Below are 21,511 nucleotides of genomic sequence, written 5' to 3' on the forward strand. Positions count from 1 at the left end.
CTTAATCTTGCAGTAACGCCAGAGCCTTGGTTATTGCAGAGCACAAGACTTCAACATCATGCTCGGTATTGTAAGGGGCGAATGATGCGCGCAAGCTACCACTTACTCCCAGTGCTGCCATCAATGGCTGGGCGCAATGTTGCCCGGCTCGGAGCGCGATGCCTTGTTCGGCCAGTAACGTCACTAGATCACTGTGGTGAACACCCTCAAATGTGAAGGCCAGTAAGCTTGATTGCTGGCAACGGAAGCTGCGAAAACCCGACAATTTAGCCAGCTTATTCTCGGCCAGCGTCGCCAAATTTTGGCTATAAGCCTCGGCTTCTTCCAGATCAATATGTTCAAGCCAACTGAGTACTGCGGATAAACCAATCACGCCCGCAATATTAGGGGTGCCTGCTTCAAAACGATAAGGGACTTCATGGGGTATAAAACCGCCGAATGAAGCCTGGGTTAGCATTTTGCCACCGCCTTGCCATGCGGGCATCTCTCGCAGTAATTCAGACTTGCCATACAGCACCCCAATGCCTGTTGGCCCATATAATTTATGAGCAGAAAAAGCATAAAAATCAATATCAAGAGCTTGAACATCCGCCGGGTTATGAACTACTCCTTGGGCACCATCTACCATGACCACACAATCATATTGATGGGCGAGTTCAATTGCCTGAGCCAATGGTGGGCTACCGCCGGTCACATTAGACATCTGCCCTAGCGCTAATAAGCGAGTTTTACTGTTGAGTAATTGCGGCAATAGCTGTAAATCGGGCAGATTATCCAGACCGATAGGTAACTTAATTATTCTGGCACCCGTTTGTTCGGCAACCATAAGCCAGGGTATTAAGTTCGCATGATGTTCTGCTTCGCTGACAATAATTTCATCCCCAGCCTGTAGGCGAGGGCGGGCATAACTTTGCGCCACCAGATTAATTGCCTCGGTAGTGCCCCGCGTCCAAATGATATTTTCTGCTTCCGGCGCATTGATAAAGTCAGCCACCTGCTGGCGGGTTTCTTCAAAACGAACCGTCAGGGAGAGTGCGGATTGATGCTGGCTGCGGTGTACCGTCGCGGAATCTTGCTGATAAAACAACTGGGTAGCTTCAATCATGGCGCGCGGTTTCAGCGCCGTTGCCGCACTGTCCAGATAGATTATTTCATCATTAATTGCCGGGAATTCCTGGCGAAAATCCGTTGGATTAAAAGCCTTCATACTGTTGTTCGTATCCTTTGATTGGCTTCGGAACTGTCTCATTTTGCCCATAATTAGCCTACTAATGGCTCTGATGGCTGGAAATATGTCCTGAGCGAGTTATGCTGAATAGTAACGGACATAACCATTTGTCTGGTAATGGAAACGAGTTTTTCAGCATTTTAATCTGCAAGGAGTCACCCATGAAAAAGACAGCTGCCGTAATTTCTGCACTTATGCTCACTTTTACTTTAGCAGCCTGTTCAAGCAACTATGTTATGCACACTAATGATGGTCGCACTATCGTTGCTGATGGTAAACCTAAAGTAGATGATGAAACAGGGATGATAAGCTACACCGATGCTAACGGTACCGAACAGCAAATTAACCGTTCAGAAGTGAAAGAGATGGCCGCAGGTAATTAATTGATACCCTTAGTACTACTTAAATTTAAGCTTTTGCTCTGTGCAATGCAAAGCGGGTGCTTACATTTAGGTTTTTGAAAATAAGTAAGCTCTGAAATTAGGGTAAAAAAAAAGCACCGCAAAAATAGCGGTGCTGCATAAAATCACTATGGACAGACAGGGTAAATGTACAGGAAGTGAAAAAAAACAGTAGCTTAGCTACAATGTCTGGTACACCAGACCATTTGCAAACACAACATCACAACCACAAAGCCAAAAGCATTTCAGTACCTGGATACTAAACCTACTTTTCGTTCCGGCTTGGGAAGTGCCGCCACTATAGGTATTTACTAGCACATCCTCAACGGACAATTTATAATGTCTCGGATTATAAAAACTAATAAGTAAACAAAGGGTTTCATCTCGCGATGAGCCGTTATAAAAAAGTATCCAATTCATGTCAAAACGATTACCACCACTGAATGCCTTGCGGGTTTTCGATGCGGCCGCACGCCACCTGAGTTTTACTAAAGCTGCTGATGAATTATTTGTGACTCAAGCGGCTGTTAGCCACCAGATAAAGTCACTGGAGGATTTTCTCGGGCTAAAATTGTTCCGCCGCCGTAACCGTTCTTTACTGCTGACCGAAGAAGGCCAGAGTTATTATCTCGATATCAAAGAGATATTTACCTCCATCAATGAAGCCACGCGAAAATTACAGGCCCGCAGTGCGAAAGGGGCTCTGACCGTCAGTCTCCCTCCTAGTTTTGCTATCCAATGGTTGGTTCCGCGTCTTTCTGGCTTTAATGCGGCTTATCCCGGCATTGATGTCAGGATCCAGGCGGTTGATCGGGAGGAGGACAAACTCGCTGACGATGTCGATGTAGCGATATTTTATGGTCGGGGGAACTGGACCGGTTTGCGCACTGAGCGTTTATATGCCGAATTCCTACTCCCGGTTTGTGCGCCGAGCTTATTAATGGGCGAACATGGATTAAAAGTGCCGTCAGATCTGGCTTATCACACCTTGTTGCATGATACTTCCCGCCGAGATTGGATGGCATATACTCGTCAATTGGGAGTGCCGCAGATTAACGTGCAACAAGGGCCGATATTCAGCCACAGTGCCATGGTGGTTCAGGCCGCTGTTCATGGTCAGGGTATTGCATTGGTGAATAACGTTATGGCGCAGTCTGAGATTGAAGCTGGGCGATTAGTGTGCCCATTTAATGATGTACTGGTAAGTAAAAATGCTTTTTATCTGGTTTGTCATGACAGTCAGGCAGAACTGGGTAAAATAGCCGCTTTTCGTCAGTGGATACTGGCAAGAGCAGCCAGCGAACAGGAAAAGTTACGTTTTCGCTATGACAACTGATGTTTAATTATCACCAGGCAATGTAACGATAACTCTGATCCAACTTAAGGTTAATGACGATGAATGGTCGTTTAATGCTGATATTTGCCGCCCTGAGCGGTTTTTTCTATGTTGCTTTCGGCGCCTTTGGTGCTCATGTATTGAATGCCTCTTTGGGGCCGAATGAGATGGCTTGGATTCGCACCGGGCTGGAGTATCAGGGTTTCCATACGTTGGCGATCCTGGCATTAGCTGTTGCGATGCAGCGGCAGATAAGTATTTGGTTTTACTGGAGTGGAGCCTTGTTAGCGCTCGGAACGCTACTCTTTAGTGGCAGTTTATACTGCCTGGCTCTATCGCACCTGAAGCTGTGGGTATATATCACGCCAGTGGGCGGAGTATGTTTTCTGGCGGGATGGATTTTGATGTTGGTTGGCGCGCTGCGTCTAAGAAAAAGGGCAGAACGCCATGAATAATAAAATTGCTTTATATTGCCGCTCTGGTTTTGAGAAAGAGTGTGCGGCAGAAATTACCGCGAAGGCCGCAGAGCTGGAAATTTTTGGCTTTGCGCGGGTAAAAGAAAACAGTGGCTATGTACTGTTTGAATGTTATCAGTTGGAAGATGCTGACCGTTTGATTCGCGAAGTTCCTTTCCGCGAACTGATCTTTGCCCGCCAGATGATGGTGGTAGGTGAATTATTGAAAGATTTACCCCCTGAAGATCGTGTGTCTCCCATTGTTGGCATGTTAGTTGGTGTTATTGAAAAAGCCGGTGAGCTACGTGTTGAAGTTGCTGATACCAATGAAAGCAAAGAGTTACTTAAGTTCTGCCGTAAGCTGACAGTACCGCTGCGTAATGCCTTGCGTGAGCAAAAAATTCTGTCTGCTCGTGAGAATGCTCATCGTCCAGTTGTGCATGTGTTCTTTATTGCATCTGGCTGCTGTTATGTTGGTTATTCCTATAGCAACAATAATTCACCGTTCTATATGGGTATCCCGCGTCTCAAGTTCCCATCTGATGCACCAAGCCGTTCAACCTTAAAACTGGAAGAGGCCTTCCATGTGTTTATTCCGGCGGATGAATGGGAAGAACGTCTGGCCAGTGGTATGCATGCTGTTGATTTAGGGGCTTGCCCCGGTGGTTGGACTTATCAATTAGTGCAACGCAGCATGATGGTTCAGGCTATTGATAATGGCTCGATGGCACAAAGCCTGATGGATACTGGGCAGGTGACTCATCATCGTGTTGATGGTTTTAAATATGAACCAACCCGCAGCAATATTTATTGGTTAGTGTGCGATATGGTGGAGAAGCCAGCTAAGGTGACTCAACTTATCATTAAGTGGCTGGTAAATGGTTGGTGCCGTGAGGCCATTTTCAACCTGAAATTACCGATGAAAAAGCGTTTTGAAGTCGTTTCAGAGAATCTGGAAATGATAGATGAACAGCTGAAAGAGCATGGTATTAATGCCCATATTCAGGCTAAGCAGCTCTATCATGACCGCGAAGAAGTGACGGTACATGTGCGGCGTATTTGGTCTGGTGCGCCTGGCCGCCGAGATGAGCGGAACTAGGTTAGCCATCATCTTTCAAGGTGCAGGTGTGTTGGCAGCTCTCGGTTACCCGAATCACTGACTTGTGTAAGCTCATCGGGATAAGTTCGTTGGCTGCCTACCGGCAATCTCAATGAGTTAGGCTATGGTATTGTGTCCAAAGAAGGGATCAATGGATCCCTTTATTTTTTTAGGCTGAAATTATTTATTCAAACGTAGCTGCTGCAAATTGCCAGTTAAGGGCAAATCAGTTTTAAGTGTCGCTATCTGTTTGCAAATAAAAGCCATCTCCTGATGTTCCTGCAATTTCTTACGCCACTTATCCGGCACAGAATCTATCCCTTGATAAAGTTCTTCCAAACTATTGGCTTGTTGCAGTAACAGCGCCGCTGTTTTTGCACCAATACCGGCGACGCCAGGGATTTTACTGCTGCTGATCCCGGCAAGCCCCCAGTAATCCGGTAATTGATGCGGCAATACGCCAAATTCTTGCTTTACGAAGGGCATATCCAGCCAACGTTTTTGAAAGTAATCTCGAATCTGTACATTCGGCGCTAACAGCTGACAGTAGCCTTTGTCAGTTGAAACGATAGTAACTTGATGCCCAGCGCCACTGACTTTTGCAGCCAATGTTGCCGCCAGATCATCGGCTTCATTACCCGGTGAATGCCAGCAATTAACGCCCAATGAAATAAATGCCTCGCGGATAAGCGGCATTTCTTGTTGCAGATTATCCGGCATTGGCGAACGACCTGCTTTGTAATCGGGAAGACATTGATGACGCCAGCTATCAGAGCGGTCATCCTCATCAAAAACCGCAACGGCATGAGTGGGGTGGCTATGTGAAATAAGCTGTTGTAACCCATGCTGGCAAGCATTAATACAAGGTGAACCCTGCACTGCATGAATGCGGCGAATGAGATTAAGGGCATCAACAATAAGAAGGTGAATTTGCATGGTCTGTCTTATTTGAGGGTGGCATCATCATTAAGCCAGAGTAATGTCGGGTAACGCCAGCCAGAAGGCTTAGCGCTACCCGGTGAAGTTTACTTATTTTTTAACTACATCTTTATTCTTTAGCTAGATATCTATCCCTAACTACAGATTTCATAGCAAGGTGTATAAGCCGTGCCCGGTAACTTCATACGATGTTGAGCGATAAAGCCTTGCAACAGTTGGTCCATTTGCTTCATGAGCAACGGGTCACCGTGCAATTTGAATGGCCCATGAGCTTCAATGGCATGGATTCCAACTTCTTTGACGTTACCTGCCACAATGCCAGAAAAAGCACGACGTAATGCTGCGGCCAGTTTTTCCGGTGGTTGATTATGAGACAAATCCAGATTAGCCATATTCTCGTGTGTTGGCTCAAAAGGATGCTGCAAGTCAGGCTCGATACGAATAGACCAGTTAAAGCTATAAGCGTCGCCGGTATTACGACGATTCTCTTTTACCAATGGCATCGATTTCTTCATCTGACGCGCGACTTCATCCGGATCGTCAATGATAATCTGATAGTATTTGCGCGCTCCATCACCTAGCGTATTCATGATGAATTCATCGACAACCCTGAAGTAATCTGCGCTCTCTTTTGGCCCGGTGAGGATCAGCGGCAATACCTGCTCACTGTTATCTGGATTCATTAGAATCCCTAACAGATAAAGTAATTCTTCCGCAGTCCCTACGCCGCCTGGGAAAATAATAATCCCATGTGCAATACGGACGAAGGCTTCCAGCCGCTTTTCAATGTCTGGCATGATGACCAGCTCATTGACCAGTGGGTTTGGTGGCTCAGCTGCAATAATTGAAGGCTCGGTCATACCGATAAAACGGCCTTGTTTGTAGCGCTGCTGGGCATGGCCTACAGCGGCTCCTTTCATCGGTGCTTCCATCGCTCCCGGCCCACAGCCGGTACAGATATTTAATTCGCGTAAACCGAGTTGGCTACCCACTTTACGGGCATATAAATACTCGTTTTCATTGATTGAATGACCGCCCCAACAAACAACCATATTAGGTTCTTCATCGATATGTAGGGCACGGGCATTACGTAAAATAGAGAAGACTTGGTCGGTCAAATGACTGGAGCTTTCTGTATGCCGATGTTGGGAGTGTTCGGTACTCACAATCTGCCCATTTACGAATAAAATATCGCGCAAGACCGCAAACAGGTTTGCCTGCAATGAGCGGATAATTTTACCATCAACAAAAGCATGTTCTGGGGGATTAACTAACTCGAGTTTTACGCCACGTTCACGACGCAATACATTGATATCAAATGTTTCATAGCGAGATAACAGTTCTTTACTGTTATCCGTCAGGCTACCTGAATTGAGAACAGCCAAGGAACAATTACGGAATAAACGGTATAGATCACTACTTGCTGTACGCTTAAGCATATCCACTTCGAGCTGTGACAACAGATCCATTGAGCCGAGTGGGCTGATATGTGTAATCAAAGTTACTCCTTTACACCCCTGGGGGGTGGTAGTACTTGTGTATCAGAGCGCCGCTTTCTGTTTTTCCGTGGAATATCAGAGAGCCCTCTAAGTGTCCATTACTGATTTTTTCATCTGAAAAGAGCATGAAGATCCTGTAATTAACCTTAACGTTGCCAGTCACTTTTTACCAATATTAACGTATTCGAGCTGTAATCTTGCGCACGCGCCCGCATTTATTGCCGTGCTAAACGGCCGGTTGACGGTACAAAGTCAGTATTGGAGCGCCATGGATTGATATCCAGCCCTCCGCGTCGGGTATAGCGAGCATAAACCGACAGTGTTTCTGGCTGACAAAAACGCATAATGTCATTGAAAATACGTTCAACACATTGCTCGTGAAATTCATTATGGTGGCGGAAAGAGACCAAATAGCGCAGCAATGCTTCGCGGTTAATTTGCGGGCCGCTATAGCTAATTTGTACTGAACCCCAATCTGGTTGGTGGGTTATCAAGCAGTTAGATTTGAGTAAGTGGCTGACCAAACTCTCTTCTACTCGATTTTTACCGGCGGCATCCTGCAAGTAATCAGCATTGAATTCATAGCTATCGATACGAATATCTTGTTGATCCAGACACTCTCCCGAGAAATTAGCAATTGGCTGATGGGTCAATTCGTCCAGATGATATAGCCGGACACTGACATCACCTTGCGCGCAGGTAGCCAGATCCTGTTGCAGAGTGGCTTGTACCTTTTCCCAGTCAGCAAAAACAGTTTGGTTAAAACTGTTGAGATAAAGCTTAAAACTTTTTGATTCAATCAGATTAACGCTATCTGCATTCAGGCTGATTTCGCCCACTGCGACCTGTGGCAGGCCATTGCTGTTCAGCCAGGACAACTCATACATTGTCCAGATATCTGCACCATGGAAGGGGAGGTTATCTGGATATAAACCGAGAGGTTCGCGGTTCATGCTGCGAGGTACAGCCTGTAGCAAGCTGACGTCATAGTGGTCGCGATAAGCGGTCGGTTTGCCTAGCGTCAGTTCCGCCAGAGACTGATGGTCTTGATATGAAGACATGCTGTTTCCATGATGAGAGATAGGTACAATAGCCATAGTTTATCAATTAATGCTGCGTTTAACTGCATTTCTGAGTGGGTGTTCTGCCCCCTTTAGTGCAACCGAAGCTGCGGCGATACTGAGAATAACCATGGACCAGAACGTTTCAACGGCACTGAACAGCTTTACTCAACGTTATATTGATTTGTGGCAGCAGCAAACTGGGCACCTGCCTGCCAGTGACGAACTCTACGGCGTTCCTTCTCCTTGTATTGTGAAAACTCAGGATTCTCAGGTGTTTTGGTCGCCTCAGCCTTTTGTCGCTGAGGCCAACCTTGCCAATATTGAACGTGCGCTGGAGATTCAACTGCATCCAGATATTCATGAGTTTTATACCCGGCAATATGCTGGGGATATGAAAGCAGATTTAGGTGATCACCGTTTTACCTTGCTACAGGTCTGGAGCGAAGATGATTTTATTCGTTTGCAAGAGAATCTGATTGGTCATTTGGTCACACAAAAAAGATTAAAACTCTCGCCGACACTATTTTTAGCAACCACAGAATCTGAAATGACCATGGCTTCACTCTGCAACGTCAGCGGTAATGTGGTGCTCGAAGAGTTTGGTAGTGGGAAACGGACACTGCTAGCATCAACACTGGTCCATTTCTTGGATGCACTACGCCCAGTATTACCTGAATAAAGAAAAGGTTATTGTTTATTCAGATGTAGCCGGTGTGAGAGATCTCGCACACCGGCTGTGAGACATCACTTCTATTATTTTTATGTGAAATTATTGTATTAGGCTTATCTTCAATAAAATCACTTTGTTATAAACATTCATTTTTTTATATATAAAAGTGCCTGCCTCATTATTCTTTCAGTACCTTGTCTCTCTTTGTCGATTAAGCGATCCTTTATTCGCTGGATAGGATCTGGTGGAGAAGGACGGTATCAGGATGGTGCCACTTCAGGATGAAGAACACAGGGACTGCTTAGGATGAGTGAAGGGATGTTTCAGGATGAAACTAAGGACACCTCCAGGATGGAGATTGAGAGCCAGTTCAGGATGATTGGTGGGTTAGGATAACCTCAGGATTGACGCCGGGATGGTGTAGGACAACGCGACGGATTGCTGGTTAGGATAACCATACGGAAAAGTTTTCAAGGATTGAGCAGGGAGCATCAATTTTAGCTGGATTGCTATGAAACGAATTGAGGGGTACTGGTAAAACAGTACCCCTTTTTTTATCTGTATTTTGCTCAATCCGAATCTGTAAGCTAGGGTGTGAACTTGGGCATCCTTGGCTTCAATGGTATGCTTGGCCGCCGTTGAACCAGCCCGGTGAATGGTTGTTTTTTGGTTGAGAGCATAATCATGAATACAGAAAATCAGGTGCGTCAGAGCCTACAGAATATTGAGCTTGTCATGCGGGAAATTGATCTCTGGCAAGCAGTACCGCCACAAGCCGAAGCTTTCGAAAGTAACGAGCCTTTTAGCATCGATACCATGGATGCTGAACAGTGGTTGCAATGGGTACTTATTCCTCGGATGTATGCATTATTGGAATCGAACGGTGTGCTTCCAACCCGTTTTGCTATTACTCCCTATTTTGAAGAGGCCTTGAGTGGTGAAGACCGCCCGGATTGCACCGCACTGCTGGTTGAATTACAGCGTCTCGACGACCTACTGAATAAAGAAAGTCACTGATGCTGGAAATACTCTATCAAGACGAACATATAGTTGCGGTAAATAAGCCTGCTGGCTGGCTAGTACATCGTAGTTGGCTGGACAGCAATGAAACCGTGTTTGTGATGCAAACAGTACGCGACCAGATTGGTCAGCATGTGTATACCGTTCATCGGCTGGATCGCCCGACATCGGGTGTATTGTTGATGGCGCTATCCAGCGATGTCGCTCGCGCGCTTTCATTACAATTTGAACAGCACCAAATCCAAAAAACTTATCATGCGGTGGTGCGAGGATATGTCTTGGCTGGTGACACTATTGATTATGAAATGACGGAAGAGCTGGACAAAATTGCAGATAAATTTTCCCGGCCAGATAAGGCCCCTCAGCCTTCAGTCACTCATTATCAGCCTGTGGCGCAGGTAGAGGCTCCTGTCGCTATTGGGCGCTATGACACTGCGCGCTTTAGTTTATTAGAATTGCAGCCGGAAACCGGGCGTAAGCATCAACTTCGCCGACATATGGCGCATATTCGCCACCCAATTATCGGTGATAGCGCCCATGGCGATCTGCGCCAAAATCGTGGGGTTGCTCAGCATTTTGGTTGTTCGCGCCTGATGCTTCATGCCAGCCATTTGCAGTTGAATCATCCCGTGACTGGCGAGCCACTGAGCCTGACTGCGCGCTGGGATGAATCCTGGCAACAACTGATGTCACATTTTGGTTGGCAGGGTATTGCCCCTCATCTTGAAAGGGTTGAGTTTCCGGCTACTGCGGGTCAGGATAGTGACTAATTTTTCTAGTTAAAAGGAAATATCTTTTATGGCCCAGGTCGGGATTTTTGTCGGCACAGTTTACGGCAATGCATTGTTGGTCGCAGAAGAAGCCGAGAACATACTGAAAGAGCAGGGGCACGAGGTAAAAGTGTTTGACGAAGGGACGTTAGAGGCCTGGCAGTATTATCGTCAACATTATGTGTTGGTGGTTACGTCAACAACCGGGCAGGGTGATTTCCCTGACAGTATTGCCCCACTATTTGTTGCGGTGCGCGATCAAGTCGGGTTCCAACCAGAGCTGCGTTATGGTGTTATTGCATTGGGTGATAGCAGTTACGATAGTTTCTGCGGTGCCGGGCGTACTTTCGATGAATTGTTGCAAGAGCAGGGTGCAACGAGAATTGGCGAACGACTGGAAATTGATGCTACTGAGCACCCAGAACCAGAAATTGTTTCTGCGCCTTGGGTCAAGCTGTGGGGGCGTTTACTGCAATGAGCAGATTTTCTAGTTGTTAATACTTGGAGTTGCGGGAGTGGTAGCGATACTCACTTACCTGCAACTCCAATGATTTCAGGTAGATAAAAAATCTAGTCCGACTTAGCGGCCGTTAGTCAGCTTTTCCAGGTCAGATTCAATTTCAGAAATCTTATTGGCGACAACGCTTTCTAAGTGACGTAAGTCATCCAGAATTTTACGTTTTAAATCAACTTCAATCTGATCGCGTTTGCACAATTGATCAAGTTCATCAATGACATAACGAAGATTTGGATTGATTTCATTGATTTCTTTATAGCCATGACCGGCATTATCAGCAACCACAGTTTTGCGTTGACGTGGATATTTGAATTTCACACTCTTAGCAAAAAACTCGCCTTTATCTTTGCGGAAGTAAATTTTCAGAATGTCGTTATTGGCCTCCTGACGCAGGCTATAGCGATCGACATCTTCCGGCTGCGTGATTCCTAAACTTTTCAGATTGTCATACATAGCGCCACCTTTTTTGTTTTTATACCCGTCATCTTTCAAGATGCAGGGTTGTTGGCTGCCATCACTCACCCAAGTCATTGAGCTATCTCAACGCCTTGGATTCATTCAGTTGCCGCCTACCTGCAACTCGAAATCTATTGGGTATATATTCCACAGTTTATGATTATGATGATAATTTTTGCAAAAGTATGTGATTAACATACAAGGCAAAAAAAATAGCGGGGGATTAGCCCGCTATCTTTAATCTTAGTCGATGGTGCGTAATAACTCGTTAATACCGACTTTACCACGGGTCTTCGCGTCAACTTTCTTCACGATAACTGCGCAGTACAAGCTGTAGCTGCCGTCTTTCGATGGCAGGTTGCCTGAAACGACAACCGAGCCGGCAGGAACGCGGCCATAATGGATTTCACCGGTTTCGCGATCATAGATGCGGGTACTTTGGCCGATGAAGACACCCATTGAGATAACCGAGCCTTCTTCGACAATAACCCCTTCAACCACTTCTGAACGCGCGCCAACAAAGCAGTTATCTTCGATAATCGTTGGGTTAGCTTGCAGTGGCTCCAATACGCCGCCAATACCCACACCGCCGGACAGATGAACATTTTTACCAATTTGCGCACAAGATCCCACGGTGGCCCATGTATCAACCATGGTACCTTCATCAACGAAAGCACCAATGTTCACATAAGAAGGCATCAACACGGTATTGCGGGCAATGAATGCACCTTTACGCACGGTTGCTGGCGGCACCACGCGGAAGCCTTCACGCTGAAAACGTGCTTCATCATAACCGGCAAATTTCATTGGTACTTTATCGTAGTAACGGGTTTCAGCGCCTTCCATTACTTGGTTATCATTGATACGGAAAGACAGCAGCACCGCCTTTTTTAGCCACTGGTGGGTGACCCACTGACCGTCAATCTTTTCTGCAACCCGCAAGGCACCGGTATCCAGCAGATCAATCACATGGTTAATCGCTTCGCGCGTTACGGTGTCTACATTTGCCGGAGTAATGTCTGCACGACGCTCGAAGGCGGTTTCAATAACGTTCTGTAGTTGCTGCATCCTGGTCTCTTTCCTGATGTTATACCCATCTGACTTGACGCTGCCGCAGTGATAGCTGCAACGCCAATGCTTTGGGTAACCGATTGTAAGAAAATTAATCGTTAAAAAGTTATTTGTATCACAGTTTATCGTTCGGATTGAGGGTATCTGTCAACCGTTGTGCTAATTCACGACGCGTTTCAATACTCAAAGCACGGCGATCTTTATCGGCCAACACAAATAAATCCTCTACCCGCTCGCCGATAGTGGTGATGCGCGCGCTATGCAGTGATAGCCCTAAGTCCGCAAAAATCTCGCCGACACGAGCCAATAAACCCGGCTGGTCTAGTGCGATTAACTCCAGATAAGTCCGGCGCTCATTATGAGTGGGCAAAAAGTTAGTTTCAGTCGGCACACTGAAATGGCGTAATTTAGGTGATAACCGCCTGACGCGCGGATGCTGATAGTTTGTCCGAGTCATGGCTTGTTGCAAGGCATGCCTGATAATCGGGTGCCTATCTTGTGCCAGTGGGCTGCCATCTGGCTCCAGCACGATAAAAGTATCCATCGCCATGCCATCACGGTTAGTGAAAATCTGTGCATCATGGACACTCAGGTTGCGGCGATCCAATTCACCGACCACGGCGGCAAATAGCGATGGGCGGTCAGGGCTCCAGATGAATATCTCGGTCCCGCCACGGGTTGCCTGACGGCTAATTAATACCAGTGGCTTGGTTGAGTCGTGCTCAAGCAAATGGCGTGCATGCCAGGCCAACTGATTCGGCGAATGGCGCAAGAAGTAATCCGCCCGACAACGGCTCCAGATACGATGCAATGCTTCTTCATCAATATTATCCATCCGCAACAGTGCCAGCGCCTGTAGCCGATGGTGGCGCACGCGCTCACGGAGATCCGGGCTGTTTTGCATCCCACGACGCAGCTGTTTCTCGGTGGCGAAATAAAGCTCGCGCAATAAGCTTTGTTTCCAGCTATTCCACAGATTTTCATTGGTGGCGCAAATATCAGCTACCGTCAGGCTGACTAAATAGCGCAGGCGCGTTTCGCTTTGCACCTCGGCGGAGAATTGCTGAATAACCTCTGGATCTTGAATATCACGGCGTTGAGCTGTTACGGACATCAATAGATGGCAACGGACTAACCAGGCCACAAGTTGCGCCTCGCGGGAGTTCAGCCCGTGCTGTTCGGCAAACTCCAAAACATCGTGCGCGCCGAGAATAGAATGGTCACCCCCACGCCCTTTGGCAATATCGTGGAATAGCGCGGCCAGTAGCAATAATTCAGGCTGGGGCAAGCGCGGGTAAAGCTCTACGCACAGGGGATGGAGTGGCCGGGTGGTTTCATCGGCGAAACTTTCAAGTTTCAGTAAAACCCGAATGGTGTGCTCATCGACGGTATAAGCATGGAACAGGTCAAATTGCATCTGCCCGACGATACTGCCCCACTGCGGCATATAAGCCCACAGCACGCTGTGGCGGTGCATTGGCAGCAATGCGCGGGAAACAGCACCGGGATGGCGTAAAATAGCCATAAACAGCTTACGGGCTTCAGGAATATGACATAACGGCTGTTTCAGGTGCCGGCGCGCATGGCGCAAACGGCGCACCGTGGTGGAGTAAATCCCTTTAATGTCCTGATTCCGCACCATCAAATAGAACATGCGCATAATGGCTTCAGGCTGCTGAACAAAGAGGTTTTCATCACGCAGATCTATTAAATCGCCACGTAATTGAAATTCATCATCCAATGGGCGCGGTTTTTCATGGGTATCCAACGCCAATATGGCTTCATCAAACAGCTGCAATAGCATGTTATTCAGCTCACTTACCCGGCGAGTCATTCGATAGAAATCTTTCATCATATGCTCGACGGGCTCATTGCCTTCGCCTTGATACTGCAAAAGCTGGGCAACGCTCAACTGACGGTCGAACAACAGGCGGTTATCGTAGCGGGTCAGGACCAAATGCAGTGCGAAGCGGATACGCCATAAAAAACTCTGGCTTTCAATCAGCTCATTGCGTTCCGCTTTGGTTAGAAAGCCAAAATCGACCATTTCACTTAAGGAGGTGGCACCAAAATGACGGCGGGTAACCCACAGCAGAGTATGAATATCCCTTAAACCACCGGGGCTGCTTTTGATATCCGGCTCCAGATTATAGCTGGTACCGTGATAACGCTTATGCCGCTCTTGTTGCTCGGCAACTTTGGCATGGAAAAATTTAGGCGATGGCCAGAAACTATCGCTGAAAATATGCTTTTGCATCTGTAGAAATAGGGCAACATCGCCGCAAATCAAACGCGATTCAATCATGTTAGTGGCCACGGTGAGGTCGGCCAGCCCTTCTAACAAACACTCTTCCAGCGTACGTACGCTATGGCCAACTTCCAGCTTCAAATCCCATAGCAGAGTAATCAACTGACCGACTTGCTGGGCCTGCTCTTCATCCAGACGCTGTTTGCTGAGGATTAATACATCAATATCGGATAATGGATGCAGCTCACCACGACCATAGCCACCGACGGCGACCAGTGCAGTTTCGGGCACATCATCGAAGCCATAGAATGTCCATAATCGCTGGAGCAGGTGGTCAATGTAGTCACTGCGCGCGGCAATGAGTATCTCTGCACTGATTCCGCCATTGAATGCATCAGCCAGCCAGGATTGGAAAATCTCTAACCGCTGCTTGAGTATCGGGCAATTAAGTTCGCTATCAAGATAGGTATTCGGTGGCGCGGGCTGCTCCGGAATGACCTTCGTTACCGCCAGTGATGTAGAGTGCTCGGTGTGATTGTCAGACATATATTTCCCGTAGATAAAAATCCGCTGAAAAACGCAGCCCATAAAAAAGCCGGCGGGAGCCGGCTTGTCATTGTTACTCGTGCGTTATGATGTTGGGGATGGTGTCATCCTTGCGCAACGTCATTATTTCGCAGCCGTTATCGGTTACCACAATAGTATGCTCATACTGCGCCGACAAGCTGCGATCTTTAGTTTTTACTGTCCAGCCGTCCTTCATGGTACGGATGCGGTAATCGCCTGCATTGACCATAGGTTCAATCGTGAAGGCCATACCGGCTTGCAGCACCACACCACCGTCATCAGCATCGTAGTGCAGAACTTGTGGCTCTTCATGGAAACCTTCGCCAATACCGTGACCGCAATATTCACGCACCACTGAAAAGTTCTCTGCTTCGACAAACTTCTGGATAGCTTTACCCAGTGTACGCAAGCGGATACCCGGTTTGACCATTTTGATCGCCAGATACAGGCTTTCTTGTGTCACGCGGCACAAACGTTCGCCCAAAATAGTCGGTTTGCCGACGATAAACATTTTTGAGGTATCGCCGTGGAAGCCATCTTTAATCACAGTAACGTCAATATTAACGATATCGCCATCTTTCAGTATTTTTTCATCACTTGGAATGCCGTGGCAGATAACTTCATTGACAGAAATACAGACTGACTTCGGAAAACCGTGATAGCCCAGACATGCAGAAACCGCTTGCTGGTGGTTAGTGATATGGTCGTGACAAATACGATCAAGCTCACCGGTGCTAATCCCCGGCTTTACGTGAGGTTCAATAATTTCCAGCACTTCAGCAGCCAAGCGGCCAGCAACGCGCATTTTTTGAATATCTTCAGGTGTTTTGATTGAGATTGCCATGCAAAAGTGTCCGTAGGGGCTGTAAATCTCTAGCCGCCGTTATTAATTAAATGCAGAAAATGAGCAGGTAAATATCGATTAATAAAAAATCTGCTGACAATGGTACCAGCCCTGCAATTTGCTGCCAAACTTTCGTTTGCAGTGACGACATTAAATGCAACAAAAGTTGGTGTGTCGTGGCTGTTTATGGTATAAAGCGCGCCGGCGAACCGCACTCTGTTCTTGTGGCAAATGCGTTGTTTAGCTGAGTAATACCAATCGCACTCATATGTGTAAATAACACACACGTGTCGACACATACGCCGGGGTGCCCTAAAGTTTTTGATTATTATCAATCTCTTATGGGGTCGGCGTTATGGGACACGTGGAGGCATAACCCCAACTGATACTATAGAGGTTTTAATCATGGCAACTGTTTCCATGCGCGACATGCTCCAGGCCGGTGTTCACTTCGGTCACCAGACCCGTTACTGGAACCCGAAAATGAAGCCTTTCATCTTCGGCTCACGTAACAAAGTTCACATCATCAACCTGGAAAAGACCGTACCACTGTTCAACGAAGCTCTGGCTGAATTGAAAAAGATCTCTTCCCGTAAAGGTAAGATCTTGTTCGTTGGTACTAAACGCGCAGCAAGCGAAGCGGTAAAAGACGCTGCCAACAACTGCGACCAGTTCTTCGTGAACCATCGCTGGTTGGGCGGGATGCTGACTAACTGGAAAACTGTTCGTCAGTCCATCAAACGTTTGAAAGATTTGGAAATCCAGTCTCAAGACGGCACCTTTGACAAGCTGACCAAAAAAGAAGCGCTGATGCGTACTCGTGAACTGAACAAGCTGGAAAACAGCCTGGGCGGTATCAAAGACATGGGCGGCTTACCAGACGCACTGTTTGTTGTTGATGCTGATCATGAACACATCGCTATCAAAGAAGCTAACAACCTGGGTATCCCGGTATTCTCTATCGTTGATACTAACTCCGATCCAGATGGCGTTGACTTCATCATCCCAGGTAACGATGACGCAATCCGTGCAGTTAAACTGTACCTGAACGCTGTTGCTACCGCCGTCAATGAAGGTCGTTCTCAAGATCTGGCCGTTCAAGCGGAAGAAAGCTTCGTAGAAGCTGAATAATAAGTCAGGCTCGGTGTGAGCCCTTATTAACCAGGTATTGAAATATGTTGGTTAGGGGGCCTTTTATAGGCCCCCTTTGCGTATCTAATGTGAGATCTTGTTTTCACAAGAGAACCGAGGAAATTGAAATGGTTGCTATTACCGCTGCTTTGGTAAAAGAACTGCGTGAGCGTACTGCCGCAGGCATGATGGAATGTAAAAAGGCGTTGGTTGAAGCTAACGGCGACATCGAGCTTGCCATCGACAATATGCGTAAATCTGGTCAGGCTAAAGCTGCCAAGAAAGCAGGCCGTATCGCTGCTGAAGGCATCATCCTGGCTAAAGTTTCAGCTGACGGCAAATTCGGTGTGATTCTGGAACTGAACTGCGAAACTGACTTCGTTGCTAAAGATGCTGGCTTCAAAGCATTCGGCGAAGAAGTTATCAACGCGGCTCTGGCTGACAAAATCACTGATATTGAAGTTCTGAAAGCTAAGTTTGAAGAACAACGCGCTAACCTGGTTGCTAAAATCGGTGAGAACATCAATATCCGTCGTATCGCTGCTCTGGAAGGCGATATTCTGGGTACTTACCTGCACGGCGCACGTATCGGTGTTATGGTTGCGGCAACTGGCGCTGATGAAGAGCTGGTTAAGCACATTGCTATGCACATCGCTGCAAGCAAGCCTGAATACGTTAAGCCAGAAGATGTTCCTGCTGAAGTTGTTGCTCGTGAGCACCAAATCCAGCTGGACATCGCTATCGAATCCGGCAAACCACGTGAAATTGCTGAGAAGATGGTTGAAGGCCGTATGCGTAAGTTCACCGGCGAAGTTTCTCTGACTGGTCAGAACTTCGTAATGGACCCAAGCAAAACTGTTGGCGATCTGTTGAAAGAGAACAACGCTGACGTTGTAAACTTCATCCGCTTCGAAGTGGGCGAAGGCATTGAGAAAGTTGAGACTGACTTTGCTGCTGAAGTTGCAGCAATGAGCAAACAGTCTTAATGCTAAAAATGGGGCCGCCAATAGGCGGTTCCATTTTATCTACCCAATATCCGTCATTCTTCAAGTTACAGGTGTGTTGACTGCCTTCGTTCAGCTCAGTTATTTACTGATGTGGGCTCCTGAGGACTCGAATTATTTAGGGTATAATCTTAGTCCGGCTAGTTTTCAACGCAAAATATGGCTTTGAAGTTCTGACGGTCAAGTCTCCAATATTTTTACTGCTGCTTAGGACAGAACACCATGGCAACCAATGCAAAACCCGTATATCAGCGTATCCTGCTTAAGCTTAGTGGCGAAGCCCTGCAAGGCGCAGAAGGTTTTGGTATCGACGCAAGCGTTTTGGATCGCATGGCTCAAGAAGTTAAAGAGCTGGTCGAATTGGGCATTCAGGTCGGTGTGGTCATTGGCGGTGGTAACTTATTCCGCGGTGCCGGTTTAGCACAGGCAGGGATGAACCGCGTAGTGGGCGACCACATGGGAATGCTGGCTACCGTAATGAACGGCCTGGCAATGCGAGATGCACTGCACCGTGCCTATGTGAACGCCCGCCTGATGTCTGCTATTCCACTTAATGGTGTGTGTGATAATTACAGCTGGGCCGAAGCAATCAGCCTGCTGCGCCACAACCGAGTGGTTATTTTTGCTGCGGGTACAGGTAACCCATTCTTCACCACGGATTCTGCGGCTTGTCTGCGCGGTATCGAGATTGAAGCTGATGTTGTATTGAAAGCAACAAAAGTCGATGGGGTTTACTCCGCAGATCCGGTGAAAAATCCTGACGCGACATTGTACGAACAGTTAACCTATCAAGACGTTTTAGAGCGTGAGTTGAAAGTTATGGATCTGGCGGCCTTCACTTTGGCCCGTGACCACAATTTGCCAATTCGTGTCTTCAACATGAATAAACCCGGTGCTCTGCGCCGTGTGGTGATGGGCGAGAATGAAGGGACGTTGATCACTAAAGAAGTGGCAGCGGTAGCTAAATAAGCGACTTCCCGTACTGTCAGGGGCATCTGGATTGAGCGTTTGCCCCTTTAGCCAGCAACTGTTGGTTTGTATATTCACCGGCTATACTTAAGTTATGGCCTGACAAGTAACCAGTTTTCAAGGGTTCACAACGTGATTAACGAAATTAGAAAAGATACCGAAGTACGCATGGAGAAATGCTTAGAAGTCTTCCAGAATCATATTAGTAAGATTCGTACTGGTCGCGCTTCTCCAAGTATTCTTGATGGCATTCAGGTTGAGTATTATGGCACTGCTACGCCATTGCGCCAGCTGGCTAACATCGTTGTTGAAGACTCCCGTACTCTGGCGTTGACCGTCTTTGACCGCAGTTTGAGCGCCGCCGTTGAGAAAGCGATCATGACCTCTGATTTAGGTCTGAATCCTTCTTCCGCGGGTACTGTTATTCGTGTTCCACTGCCAGCATTGACTGAAGAGCGTCGTAAAGACTTGATTAAAGTTGTGCGCGCAGAAGCAGAGCAGGGCCGCGTTTCTATCCGTAACGTGCGTCGCGATGCAAACGAAAAAGTGAAAGCTTTGTTGAAAGATAAAGAGATCAGTGAAGACGAAGATCGCCGTTCTCAAGATGATATCCAAAAGCTGACCGATGCTTTCATCAAGAAAGTTGATGCGGCCTTGGCTGCAAAAGAAACCGAGTTGATGGATTTCTAATCCTCATTCGTAATGGCAGAGCGTCGCTTCGGCGGCGCTTTGTTTTTAGTCGGTTTAATGTTTTATTAGGCTGATACTTTATTGGCTAAATATCTTATTAAAACAATACGTTATTAGAGCAATAGATTATCGGCGTAATAAGCTTATCGACAATAAAGCGCCATAAAATTGGGTATGAGGATAAAAAATTATCGCCTGTTGTGCAGGTCGGTTAATGCCTCGCCTATCATAAAAACAGTTATTCAGAGCACTCTCATGAAGCAACTGACTATTCTTGGTTCTACTGGTTCCATCGGCAACAGCACCTTGGGTGTTGTGCGCGCAAATCCCGAATTATTCAAAGTAACTGCCCTGGTTGCTGGTCGCAATGTCGAACAGATGGCTCAGCAATGCCTTGAGTTCACACCCCGCTATGCAGCAATGTCAGATGAAGCCTCGGCTGCTGCATTGCGTCAATTATTAGCTGAAAATGGTTCTCGAACCGAAGTTTACGCCGGTGAAAAGGCGGCTTGTGAATTAGCAGCTTTAGATGAAGTCAACCAGGTGATGGCGGCTATTGTGGGCGTGGCTGGGTTACCTTCTACATTAGCAGCGATCCGTAAAGGCAAGCAGGTATTACTGGCTAACAAAGAGTCGCTAATTACCTGTGGCAAGCTCTTTATGGATGAGGTGAGGCACAGCCATGCGCAGTTGTTGCCCATAGATAGCGAACATAATGCTATTTTTCAGAGTTTACCTGAAAAAGTTCAGCGCCAATTAGGCTATTCTTCTTTGAGTGAGAATGGTGTCTCGCGCATTATTTTGACCGGCTCTGGCGGCCCACTGCGTGAAACCCCGTTATCACAATTTGCCGATGTCACACCGGATCAAGCTTGTGCGCATCCCAACTGGTCTATGGGGCGTAAAATCTCAGTCGATTCGGCGACAATGATGAATAAAGGGCTAGAGTATATTGAGGCTCGCTGGTTATTTAATGCCAGCGCTGAGCAGATAGAAGTCATTTTGCATCCTCAATCTGTCATTCACTCAATGGTCCGCTATCATGATGGGAGTGTATTGGCACAGATGGGAACACCAGATATGCGCACACCTATTGCGCATGCGATGGCGTACCCGATGCGGGTTAATTCTGGTGTCGCCCCTCTGGATTTTTGCAAGATTCGTGAATTGACCTTTGGTGACCCGGATTATCAACGTTATCCATGTCTGAAGCTGGCAATTGATGCATGCAACGCAGGGCAAGCCGCAACCACGGCGCTGAATGCAGCGAATGAAATTTCTGTGATGGCATTCCTGGATTCGAGAATTCGTTTCACTGACATTGCAGCAATCAATCGTAATGTAGTGGAGCATTTATCGTTGCAAGAACCTGCCAGTGTGGACGAGGTGCTGGTAATTGACCGCCAAGCCCGTGATATGGCAACGAAAGCAATAGCAAAATTGAATAATTAAAAGCCTTATCTGCGGATGTGGGAATTTGTTAGGGCAGAGCTGAGATGATATAGTCAGCATTATCAATGGATGGATAGACCA

The 21,511-nt window shown here is 47.1% G+C and carries 21 protein-coding genes; 13 read left to right on the plus strand and 8 right to left on the minus strand.

Features of this window, described 5'->3' with window-relative positions; translation table 11 throughout:
* Position 1 precedes the first annotated feature (1 nt).
* Positions 2–1,207, minus strand: a complete 1,206-nt coding sequence (csdA, locus tag N0H69_RS07770; RefSeq protein ID WP_050152400.1) for a cysteine desulfurase CsdA — start codon at positions 1,205–1,207, stop codon at positions 2–4.
* A 182-nt stretch (positions 1,208–1,389) separates the two neighbouring features.
* Here csdA and N0H69_RS07775 point away from each other — a divergent pair, with 182 nt between their 5' ends.
* The 4 genes from N0H69_RS07775 (at position 1,390) to rlmM (ending at position 4,519) form a co-directional block, all read left to right on the plus strand.
* Positions 1,390–1,611: a YgdI/YgdR family lipoprotein gene (locus tag N0H69_RS07775; protein WP_050146536.1), complete on the plus strand. Its 222-nt coding sequence runs from the start codon at positions 1,390–1,392 to the stop codon at positions 1,609–1,611.
* Between the two features lie 436 nt (positions 1,612–2,047).
* Entirely contained in the window at positions 2,048–2,965 is a 918-nt protein-coding gene (locus tag N0H69_RS07780; protein ID WP_050098100.1) for a transcriptional regulator GcvA, read from the plus strand.
* A gap of 59 nt (positions 2,966–3,024) precedes the next feature.
* Complete coding sequence (locus N0H69_RS07785; protein ID WP_072077741.1) at positions 3,025–3,420, plus strand: DUF423 domain-containing protein; 396 nt, start codon at positions 3,025–3,027, stop codon at positions 3,418–3,420.
* On the plus strand, positions 3,413–4,519 hold the full coding sequence (gene rlmM / locus N0H69_RS07790; RefSeq protein ID WP_050109934.1) for a 23S rRNA (cytidine(2498)-2'-O)-methyltransferase RlmM: 1,107 nt from the start codon (positions 3,413–3,415) through the stop codon (positions 4,517–4,519). Before N0H69_RS07785 ends, rlmM begins: the two co-directional genes overlap by 8 nt.
* 180 nt (positions 4,520–4,699) lie before the next feature.
* Here rlmM and xni read toward each other — a convergent pair whose 3' ends face one another.
* The 3 genes from xni to queF all read right to left on the minus strand — a co-directional run bounded on the left by xni (position 4,700) and on the right by queF (position 8,018).
* On the minus strand, positions 4,700–5,455 hold the full coding sequence (gene xni, locus N0H69_RS07795) for a flap endonuclease Xni (RefSeq protein WP_050124024.1): 756 nt from the start codon (positions 5,453–5,455) through the stop codon (positions 4,700–4,702).
* Positions 5,456–5,592: 137 nt separating this feature from the next.
* Entirely contained in the window at positions 5,593–6,957 is a 1,365-nt protein-coding gene (gene ppnN, locus N0H69_RS07800) for a nucleotide 5'-monophosphate nucleosidase PpnN (protein WP_050109932.1), read from the minus strand.
* A gap of 215 nt (positions 6,958–7,172) precedes the next feature.
* Positions 7,173–8,018, minus strand: a complete 846-nt coding sequence (gene queF / locus N0H69_RS07805; protein ID WP_050152401.1) for an NADPH-dependent 7-cyano-7-deazaguanine reductase QueF — start codon at positions 8,016–8,018, stop codon at positions 7,173–7,175.
* Between the two features lie 130 nt (positions 8,019–8,148).
* Here queF and syd point away from each other — a divergent pair, with 130 nt between their 5' ends.
* The 4 genes from syd (at position 8,149) to N0H69_RS07825 (ending at position 10,959) form a co-directional block, all read left to right on the plus strand.
* The gene (gene syd / locus N0H69_RS07810; protein WP_050109964.1) at positions 8,149–8,700 is read left to right on the plus strand and encodes a SecY-interacting protein; all 552 of its coding nucleotides are present in this window, start codon (positions 8,149–8,151) and stop codon (positions 8,698–8,700) included.
* 675 nt (positions 8,701–9,375) lie between these two features.
* Positions 9,376–9,708, plus strand: coding sequence for a YqcC family protein (locus N0H69_RS07815; protein ID WP_050152402.1), 333 nt, complete (start codon positions 9,376–9,378; stop codon positions 9,706–9,708).
* Positions 9,708–10,481: a tRNA pseudouridine(65) synthase TruC gene (gene truC, locus N0H69_RS07820; protein WP_050152403.1), complete on the plus strand. Its 774-nt coding sequence runs from the start codon at positions 9,708–9,710 to the stop codon at positions 10,479–10,481. Before N0H69_RS07815 ends, truC begins: the two co-directional genes overlap by 1 nt.
* A 28-nt stretch (positions 10,482–10,509) precedes the next feature.
* Entirely contained in the window at positions 10,510–10,959 is a 450-nt protein-coding gene (locus N0H69_RS07825; protein WP_050152404.1) for a flavodoxin, read from the plus strand.
* A 102-nt stretch (positions 10,960–11,061) separates the two neighbouring features.
* On the opposite strand, the gene N0H69_RS07830 is transcribed toward N0H69_RS07825, so the two are convergent.
* From N0H69_RS07830 to map, 4 genes are all read right to left on the minus strand, one after another.
* A complete protein-coding gene (locus N0H69_RS07830; RefSeq protein ID WP_004706707.1) occupies positions 11,062–11,451 on the minus strand; it encodes a DUF3461 family protein in 390 nt (129 codons plus the stop codon).
* Between the two features lie 246 nt (positions 11,452–11,697).
* Positions 11,698–12,522, minus strand: coding sequence for a 2,3,4,5-tetrahydropyridine-2,6-dicarboxylate N-succinyltransferase (gene dapD / locus N0H69_RS07835; protein WP_004391708.1), 825 nt, complete (start codon positions 12,520–12,522; stop codon positions 11,698–11,700).
* A gap of 118 nt (positions 12,523–12,640) precedes the next feature.
* Positions 12,641–15,319 carry a bifunctional uridylyltransferase/uridylyl-removing protein GlnD gene (gene glnD / locus N0H69_RS07840; RefSeq protein ID WP_050152405.1) on the minus strand — a complete coding sequence of 893 codons (2,679 nt, stop codon included), beginning with the start codon at positions 15,317–15,319 and terminating at the stop codon, positions 12,641–12,643.
* 73 nt (positions 15,320–15,392) lie between these two features.
* Positions 15,393–16,184: a type I methionyl aminopeptidase gene (map, locus tag N0H69_RS07845; RefSeq protein ID WP_050152406.1), complete on the minus strand. Its 792-nt coding sequence runs from the start codon at positions 16,182–16,184 to the stop codon at positions 15,393–15,395.
* 405 nt (positions 16,185–16,589) lie between these two features.
* On the opposite strand from map, the gene rpsB reads away from it, so the two are divergent.
* From rpsB to ispC, 5 genes are all read left to right on the plus strand, one after another.
* Positions 16,590–17,315, plus strand: coding sequence for a 30S ribosomal protein S2 (gene rpsB, locus N0H69_RS07850; RefSeq protein ID WP_050124028.1), 726 nt, complete (start codon positions 16,590–16,592; stop codon positions 17,313–17,315).
* A gap of 128 nt (positions 17,316–17,443) precedes the next feature.
* Positions 17,444–18,301: a translation elongation factor Ts gene (gene tsf / locus N0H69_RS07855; RefSeq protein WP_050109924.1), complete on the plus strand. Its 858-nt coding sequence runs from the start codon at positions 17,444–17,446 to the stop codon at positions 18,299–18,301.
* A gap of 240 nt (positions 18,302–18,541) precedes the next feature.
* Positions 18,542–19,288 (plus strand): UMP kinase, encoded by a 747-nt coding sequence (gene pyrH / locus N0H69_RS07860; protein ID WP_050078627.1) that lies wholly within the window; start codon positions 18,542–18,544, stop codon positions 19,286–19,288.
* 132 nt (positions 19,289–19,420) lie between these two features.
* Positions 19,421–19,978, plus strand: coding sequence for a ribosome recycling factor (frr, locus tag N0H69_RS07865; protein ID WP_005164052.1), 558 nt, complete (start codon positions 19,421–19,423; stop codon positions 19,976–19,978).
* 255 nt (positions 19,979–20,233) lie between these two features.
* Positions 20,234–21,430 (plus strand): 1-deoxy-D-xylulose-5-phosphate reductoisomerase, encoded by a 1,197-nt coding sequence (gene ispC / locus N0H69_RS07870; RefSeq protein WP_050109923.1) that lies wholly within the window; start codon positions 20,234–20,236, stop codon positions 21,428–21,430.
* Positions 21,431–21,511: the final 81 nt, after the last annotated feature.

The organism is Yersinia alsatica (assembly GCF_025133195.1).
GTDB lineage: Bacteria > Pseudomonadota > Gammaproteobacteria > Enterobacterales > Enterobacteriaceae > Yersinia > Yersinia alsatica.